The following is a 7230-nucleotide window of genomic DNA, read 5'->3' as shown; positions in this document are numbered from 1 at the left end:
GGAAGATGCGTGATCTGATCCTTCAACTCAGCAAAAGTTCGATTTATTCAACAAAGCCCATTGAAACCACCAACATTCTCCAGGTTTACGTGAATCAACCTGGAGATGGTTCATATTTCGACCATGTTTATGTAAATCGAGTTTGGTTGTCAGATAAAAACCGTAACAACGCAGAAATAAGCGTAACCGGCAAACAAACAGGTAGAAATATGGCGTCTGGGAACTACACGTATGAGTTCAACATGAAAGAGGTACCAGAAGGCAGTTATAACGTGGTAATTAATGCCCAAGATACATTCAACAATACCGGTAACCTCCCTTATCAAACTGTTGTCGTTGATAATACAGCACCATCTGTAAGTATTAGCTACGAAGGAAAACCGATCAGCAAAAACGTAACAGTATATGGGCTGGAGAACGTCCGTATACAGCTCACCGATGCTCTAACTAAACCATCCTTAAGCCGTATGACTCTTCGCGGTGGCCCTGTTTCTGATGCGGTGGAATTGTCTTGGGTGAATCTGGGAAACAACCTGTATGCACCTAATTATCCCAAGATCTTTCCGTCTCTTAATGAAGGCGAAACATACACTCTCACAGTTCAGGCCAAAGATGAGATGAACAACGTTAAAGAAAGCTCAGTCGAATTTAACTACCTTCCAAACAATCTCGTCAGGCTAGAGAATCTGAAAACCTTAGCTGTCAATGCTTCTCTCAAAACATCTGACAATACTCCTCTGGCTGTTCTGTATGCCAGCCAGCTGCGTAAAAAGGATGGTTCAATCGCTACAGGGCTTCAGGACGCAGTGCTTACTGTCCGTAAGGACGCTGCATTCGGCGTGACTGTAAATGGTGTTTCTGCGATGCCAGGTGAAAGCAAAGAGCTTCAACTGGATTTGGGGCTCGGGGACAGCCGTAGCTTTCCTATTTTCCCTGCTGTATCCGGCCTTACAGGCAGATCTGAGTTCATGATTAACATTGAAGAATTAAAATAAAGCAGGGCTGTTTTGCTGAAGCACAACGGCCGTCTTCTGATGCGCCGTAGCCCATGTTGTTGCAAATCAGTCCGACGTTCATTGCGTAAGTAACGCTTACTGCGGACCATGGTAGTGATTAGACTCACTACCATGGTCATTTCACCACATATCTTCTCTGCATTGCTCTTGTTGGGCAGACTAGTAACTCGTCACTAAATTGCAGCTTTTGTCTTGCTAAGTCGCTGGTATAACTGCACTACGAAATCGTCAAAAGATTTTATCCCTCATGTAGATCCAATAAATGATCCCAAAGGTGCCAGAGAGTACAAAGAAGATCCCGGTACGCTGTAGGCCGCATGGTTACTGGGCTGGAGCATTGTCACTGACAACAGTAGCGACATAAGTGACAACGGGAGTGACTTAAAAGACAATGGTAGAGACTATTTCGACGTTGGTAATGATTTTAAGTGACAATGGTAGTGAGGTTAGACTTAAACTTCCACTGTAAGGTAAGGTGACTCGCATTATTTAAATAAATTATTACTTTCAATTACTTGCGACACGAGTCTGCATGTATGCTTCTATTTCTCAAAAATTTATCCACCGAAAATGCCTGTGGCTGTGATTTAGCTTTGACGACAGTTTTTATCAGGGAGGCAAGTTGAGACCTGTATAAGAACTAAGCATTTATTTATCCCCATTTTCCACAAGGTAGTTCCAATAATTAGTACCTTAGTGTTCCTGATAGATCAAAAGAGATCCCCGCTGCCTCCAGGCCAGACGGCACAAGGCCTGAGACGTGATCAGTGACAACAGTAGTGATTATTTTGACATTGGTAGTGATTATTATAACGTTGGTAATGAGTTTTTTGACATCAGTAGTGATCAGAGCGACAATAGTAGTGACTTTTCATTAGATCTTTTTAACTTGATCTGATCCGTTGTTGATAAGAGTTGCAGGTCATTGTATGCAAAGAGTTTTTGCCAAGTTTTAATGAGTGGAGTCGTTTTTTTAGGTAGAACTTATGCACAGATATGGATCATCACAATGATCCATCCAGTGACATAGAGTTCGCTGGGGCTTACTATTCACCAATCTGTTTACACATTCAGTGATAACTTATTATGACTAAAGAGAAAGATACTGAGCAGCAGGACCTGGTCACCAGGGCTTTCTCTGTTAGAGAGAAAGAATCAGGTAAAGACATCATTTTGCGTCCTAACAGCAACCGTACGGTGCAGTCTATTGCTTTGATGCGGCTCGGGCTGTTCGTCCCATCACCAAAGAGTGTGGGGCGTCAAAATCGGGAATATAAAACGGTTGGCTTTGACGCAACGAAAGAGTTACAGACGCTCTCTTTAATGGAGAGCGAGGGGTTCACCAATATTTCAATTGTCGGTGAGCGTCTTGATATGTCAGTAGATTTTAAGACGTGGATGGGCATCATTCGAACCTATGCCAATCATCCGATTAACAATGACACGATAAGCTTAAAATTCACTGAATTCCTCAAGCTATGTACGCCTGAAAATTATCGCTCATCTACAGCGTCCAGAAAACGTATAGACGCCTCCTTACGCAGGTTAGCATCCGTTACCTTGTCGTTCACCAGTAATAACTCGTCCAAAGTCTATACAACGCATCTGGTACAGTCTGCCCTGTTAGACCCGGAATCAGATCAGGTTGTCCTTCAGGTTGATCCTAAGATTTTCGAGCTCTATCAATACGATCATAAGGTTTTGATGCAGCTGAAGGCAATTAAGGAGTTGGCCAAGAAGGAAAGCGCCCAGGCTCTCTATACGTTCATAGAGTCATTACCGCCAAATCCTATACCGATATCCCTTACTCGGCTGAAAAATCGTCTGAACCTCAAAACACGAGCAAATAGTCAGAATGCTACCGTGAGAAAGGCTCTTGAAGAGTTGGCATCGATAGGATACCTCCAGTACACCGAAATTAAGAAAGACGGAAAAGTATACTTCCAGATTCATAAGCGGGATCCCGATCTGAATTTGAACAATACTCAGCCTCCTTTAGAAGTGGTTGAAGATGAAGAAGAGAACTCAGGGTCTTCTGTTTTAGAAGGTGAGTTATGCCCACCAGCTGACCCGATAGACGGCGATGATGTTCTTACCGTCCATGATTTAACCGCTGAAGAACTGCGCTATATTCGTAGTCTTCGAAGCCAGAAAAAGAACAGCAACGCCAGCTAAAGTTAACCCGGCGGTTCAGGCTCCGGGTGCTAAATTACTTCTTCGATTTTCGTTAGTCCCAGCCCGCTCTTTCACGTCAACGGTAATGAGTCAAAAGTCATTACCGTTGTCATTGTTCTCTACCACCCTATGTAGATCGAGATTGCGAATTCAACGCTTTCTCCTGAGTCACCTGTTAACACCCGGTTTCTACGCTTTACTTCATTGGCCAGTACATCCAACGGAAAATATCGTAACGGGGTGACAATGGCAGTGAGTTGACCCACTCACTACCATCGACATTCAAATCCCGGCTTCTCTGGTAGCTATAGTGACAATGGTAATGATGTGTACCTTACTGGCATTGTCATTGTCCTCCGAGTGTGCGTTCAGCTTTGGGAGGACACCGGAACTTAATGCGGCGAGTCACGGCCATTGTGAATCTCGATTGGATTGGCGAATACGGCTTCCGGTTGGGCCAGATGTCAATGGTTATGCTTCATCCAGCTCATTACTGTAGTCATTGCCGTTCAGCTGAGCTGATGCTCCTCTCATTCTATGTGGCGACAACGGTAGTGAGCCCAGAAAGTGACTACCGTTGTCATGGCCGTCCAGTAGAGCGGGTCAACCTCTTAAATCACAGGGTGACAACGGTATTGAGCCCAGAAAGTCACTACCGTTGTCATGGACGTCTGGTTAAGCGGATCTACCTCTCAATTCACAGGGTGACAATGGTAGTGAGCCCAGCAAGTCACTACCGTTGTCATAGTCGTCCCGTTGAGCAGATCAACCTCTTAACTTACAGGATGACAACGGTAGTGAGCCTATTAAGTCATTACCGTTGTCATTGCCATCCAGAAGAGCGGATGATCCTCTCAATTCATACGGCGACAATGGCACTGAGCCCAGCAAGTCACTTCCGTTGTCATAGCCTTCCAGAAGAGCAGATGAGCCTCTTAATTAACAGGGTGACAACGGTAGTGAGCTCATTAAGTCATTACTATTGTCATGGCCGTACAGCTGAGCTGATCATCCTCTCAATTCACACGCCGACAATGGTAGTGAGCTATTAAAGTCACTACCATTGTCATAGACGTCCAGTTAAGTGGACCATCCTCTCAATACACACGGTGACAACGGTAGTGAGCCATTAGAATCACTACCGTTGTCATTGCTTTTCAGGTGCACTGATAAGGCTCTCAATAGACACGACGACAATGGCAGTGAGCAATTAGAGTCACTTCCGTTGTCATTGCTTTCAGCTGAGCTGATAAGGTACGTCATTTACACGATGACAATGGCAGTGAGCCAATCGAGTCACTACCGTTGTTAATGCCGACCAACCGAGGGAAGGGTCCGCTCAAAGAACTGAGTGACAACAGTAGTGAGATCATCCAATCACTACCATTGTCAGCTTAAACCTGTAGGACGAAGAGGCTTGTCCGATAAAATGACGACAATGGAAATGAGCCTATCCATCACTACCACTGTCATTAAAGTCCAGCGGTTCAACGTTAATCAGTAGCTCCGGATGACAATGGTTGTGAGTCAGGCAATTCCCAAGCATTAAGTGACAGCAGCGTAACACCTCTAAGCTCACTCCTGTTGTCAGGGGTTAGGGTATTGAGTCTCTACCGTCGTCAGTGTTTCTGAGACACCAGTATTGCAGATCACTACAATTGTCACTTAAGTATCGACGGGGGAATAGATGCAAGTGACTGGCTAACCAGTACCAGTTTAGATTCAAAACGATCCCATCTTTGTGGATGCACTTGAGTAAGCTCGTATGACGATATGTCAGAGAAGTGACAACGGGAGTGAGTTGCCGGACTCACTACCGTTGTCATCCCCGGTTGAAGGAAGAGGATCCCCGGGGCTGTATATTTACCGGGTATCCTTACTCAAGGGTTTCGACACTCACTCCCATTGTCGTAATCAACGAGTGTGCATTGTCTTTTAAAAGCATCGCTGGAAACGTACGATTAAAGTAACTTTTCTTTCGGTTCTTCCTTGCGAATCTCTGAAGACGTACTGGCTGATCGGAGTCAAGGAGGGCAGTAAAATTGAAGCCGTCAGTTTTACTGTCGGCTCCGGGTAGTTACTTCAACTCGTCGATCTGAATCATGAATTCTGAGGTGCCAACTTTCCCATTTTCGGAAGGATAAACGGGTAACAGAAGATTATCCCCCTGGCCCATATCTATTTGCACCTCAACTGACTCACCTGGAGCCGCCTGTGCCCCGTTAAATTTAATACCGAAGGCTGCATCCTTCCGCACAGTCAGCGTTGCGTTCTGGACCCCTTTAGCAATTTCTCCATTTGTCTTACGCAGAACGTTAGTGGACAGGTACGCAAGGGGTACGCCATCTGTCGTTTTGAGAGGCGAACTGACCGATAATGTGCGTAGATTATGTAACTGCACAAGGTTATTCGGTAGATAACTGAACTTCTGAGTATAGGTTTTGGTATTCGACTGACTATCGGCAACTGTTACGCTAATTGAATAATTTTCAGATGGTTCGAAATTTGGGAACAGCCTCGGATACTCAGGCATGTATGTATCTTTGCCTGCCGGTGACCACGTAAGCTCAACGTTATCAGCTGTGGGGCCACCTACGAGCTGAAGACGGGTTATCCTCGGGGTTGTCAGATTATCTGCCAGAGCGATCCTGAGGTTCTCCAGGCCGTACACTACCGTATCGTCTTTTACCGGCTTTCCGTCGAATGTTATGGCCACTGTCGGAGGAGTGTTATCCAGAGCAATTTCTCCGAAAGTTTTATTGGTCTGGTTCTGGAAGAAGTCCCTGATGTTGACCTCAACGTTGTATTTTCCTTCAGACTGACGGGATAAATCATAAGCAATCGTGTAGTTACCTGAGATACGAGATTTGATTACGCCTGTGGGTGACATCCGGGTACCGGTGTTCTTATCGGAAAGATAAAATTCCCTCAATGAGACCGAGTCGAACCAGTTACCATCGCCTTCAAGTGACGCCAGTACATCCAGCTGCTTGTTAGTCTCGTCATATGATATCGAGTTTATTACCGGCAGTTGTTTATTGTTCCAGCGTGTCATAATCCATTGCTCAGACCGCAAAATGGGATTGCTGATGCTGCGAACGAAGTAAAGGATCCTATTGTAGCCCTGGGTACCCAAGGCCATATCAAACGTCTCAGGCGCTTCACACGAGGTTTTTCCTGCCGGAATGGTGCAGGTCGCCTTACCGCCGATCTCTTGTGCAAAGGGCCGGGCTTCAACGTTAAAACGAAGTCGGGAAATTTTAATTGGCAGTCGTGATGAAGCCACACTCTCAAAATCCTTCCACTTAACCCAGTTCCCCTTATCATCGAGGAAATCTACCCAGGTACCCGCAAATGCAGGCGTTTGGTTTGCAGATGGGTTTAGAACGAGGCTGTATGACGGATAATACCCTCCCCACTGGCCAAAGTTCGCCATACGAGCCATATCCCCATTAATTGAGCCATAGGGAAGAGTCATTTCAACATAAGCATAAGTGCTGTCTACAGCTATCTCTTTGGGGGCGGAATATTGATTGATGAACTGAAGCCCACCTTCTGAATAAGCACGGTAGTTAGATTTTGGGATCCGGTAGACTAATCGAATAGGGTTTTCGTTAACGACCATACCGGCTTTGTAAGCCGGATAATTAGAAACCCCGGGTACGACGCTGGAAGACGTATTTGGATCATGAACGGCCCACAGTGTCATCTCACCCAGCGTGTTGTCGTAGCGAAATTTTTGAGTTGGCAGCGTTCGGCTATTACCTGCGTTATCGAAGATAACAACTTTTGCAGTAAAGTCTTCATCCAGGTTGCTGTCTGGTATTCCGGTTCCCTTAACTGAATTCTTAGAGTAAGTGTGGTACATCTTTTGGCCGGATACGTCATACTGCATCTGTGTAGTGCTGTAGAGGCTACCGTCCTGCCTGTAAATATATATTAGGCCCTTATCAATACCATTTGCATCACTTACGCCCGAAGAGGGGCTTTGTTGAATAAATCAGATTTCGGGTAAGTCTCCCCCGTAGCGGGTTGTGTT

The 7230-nt window shown here is 45.5% G+C and carries 3 protein-coding genes; 2 read left to right on the top strand and 1 reads right to left on the bottom strand.

Going from position 1 to position 7230, the window contains the following annotated elements; translation table 11 throughout:
• Together ACOTX7_RS23465 and repHI2 are read left to right on the top strand one after the other, a co-directional pair.
• Positions 1–995 (top strand): Ig-like domain-containing protein (locus ACOTX7_RS23465; protein WP_421626170.1); only part of this gene is annotated, 995 nt, incomplete at its 5' end.
• Between the two features lie 1107 nt (positions 996–2102).
• Complete coding sequence (gene repHI2, locus ACOTX7_RS23460; protein ID WP_000159528.1) at positions 2103–3191, top strand: IncHI-type plasmid replication initiator protein RepHI2; 1089 nt, start codon at positions 2103–2105, stop codon at positions 3189–3191.
• A 2077-nt stretch (positions 3192–5268) separates the two neighbouring features.
• Here repHI2 and ACOTX7_RS23455 read toward each other — a convergent pair.
• Positions 5269–7188, bottom strand: a complete 1920-nt coding sequence (locus ACOTX7_RS23455) for an Ig-like domain-containing protein (RefSeq protein WP_224743091.1) — start codon at positions 7186–7188, stop codon at positions 5269–5271.
• Positions 7189–7230: the final 42 nt, after the last annotated feature.

It is taken from the genome of Enterobacter cloacae complex sp. IR5418 (assembly GCF_049238105.1).
Lineage (GTDB): Bacteria > Pseudomonadota > Gammaproteobacteria > Enterobacterales > Enterobacteriaceae > Enterobacter > Enterobacter hormaechei.
The sequence above is the reverse complement of the archived record's forward strand: the minus strand, read 5'-3'. Positions and strand labels throughout refer to the sequence as shown.